This is a genomic window from Mesorhizobium sp. M0340 (genome assembly GCF_040321535.1).
GTDB lineage: Bacteria > Pseudomonadota > Alphaproteobacteria > Rhizobiales > Rhizobiaceae > Mesorhizobium.
In genome coordinates, this window is sequence record NZ_JAMYRR010000088.1 from 1 (window position 1) to 507 (window position 507).

Sequence of the window (507 nt, forward strand, 5' to 3'; positions counted from 1 at the left end):
CCGGCGCATCATTCACTCGGCCGCCTCGCGCTGCGTCGGCGTGACGAGCATCCCGTTTGCTGGCAGGCGTGTCTGAATGCGCCCGAACGTAGCCAATGCCTGGCCGACCACCTGATCCATATTGTAATAGCGATATGTTGCAAGACGTCCGACGAACCAGACCTCCGGGCACGCCGCGGCCAAAGCTTCGTATCGTTTGTACAAAGCCTCGTTTTCGGCCCGCGGCACCGGGTAATAAGGATCTCCGACGTCGGTGGGGTATTCGTAGGTGAGGCTGGTCTTCGGACTCTGCTGACCGGTCAGATGCTTGTACTCGGTGATCCGTGTGTATTTTTCCGTCTGCGGATAGTTGACGACGGCGACCGGTTGAAACTGCTCGCAATCAAGCGTCGTGTGCTCAAAGCGCAGCGAACGGTAGGGCAAGCGACCAAGCTTCCAGTCGAAATACTCGTCGATCGGACCGGTATAGATCATCCGCTGGAAGGGGATCTTGTCGCGAATTTCGCG

At 58.2% G+C, this 507-nt stretch carries 1 protein-coding gene; it reads right to left on the reverse strand.

From position 1 onward, the window contains the following. Positions 1 to 12 precede the first annotated feature (12 nt). Positions 13 to 507, reverse strand: a 495-nt coding sequence (locus NKI79_RS33180) for a UDP-galactopyranose mutase (RefSeq protein WP_352807523.1), incomplete at its 5' end; no start/stop codon positions are given.